The organism is Oleiphilus sp. HI0061, from assembly GCF_001635675.1.
Genome location: NZ_LWFE01000349.1, coordinates 1 through 775 on the forward strand (window position 1 = coordinate 1; position 775 = coordinate 775).

The following is a 775-nucleotide window of genomic DNA, read 5'->3' on the forward strand; positions in this document are numbered from 1 at the left end:
TGAATCTTCCGGCTTAACGATCTGAACCATCTCAACCTTGTCGAATTGATGCTGACGAATCATACCGCGCACATCACGACCATAGGATCCAGCCTCACTTCTAAAACATGGTGTATGGCAAACAAGTTTGATAGGCAGCTTGGCCGAGTCGATAATCTCATCGCGAACAATATTGGTTGCAGGAACCTCTGCCGTCGGGATTAAGTAAAACTCTCTGTCTGCATGCAATTTAAATAAATCTTCTTCAAACTTCGGTAACTGACCAGTTCCGAACAATGAGTCACTATTAACAACGTAAGGAAGGTAGACTTCTTCATAACCATTTTCAGCTGAATGCGTATCAAGCATGAACTGCGCTAAAGCACGATGAAGCTTGGCTAACTGTCCGCGCATCACCACAAAACGTGAACCGGTCAATTTACTTGCAGTTTCAAAGTCTAATTGTTTATTGATGTCACCTAAAGCTACGTGATCTTTAACCTCGAAATCAAATTTTCCAGGCTCACCCCACTTTAATACTTCGACGTTATCATCTTCAGAATTACCTTCAGGCACTTCAGAGTCTGGTATATTAGGCATGCCTGCAAGCAAATCGTTTAACTGATCCTGCACTTCACTTAATTCCGCCTTTGCAGATTCTAAAGAAGCACCAATTGTATCCATTTCGGCAATTAGTGGCGCAATATCTTCTCCGGCCGCTTTGGCTTTACCAATCGATTTTGAGCGAGTGTTGCGTTCATTTTGAAGCTCTTCAGTCTTTGACTGTATTTGCTTA

1 protein-coding gene is annotated in these 775 nt (G+C 42.5%); it reads right to left on the reverse strand.

Annotated elements, in window-relative coordinates; all coding sequences use genetic code 11:
* Window positions 1–775 (reverse strand): serine--tRNA ligase (gene serS, locus A3735_RS04790; protein WP_068637666.1); only part of this gene is annotated, 775 nt, incomplete at both ends.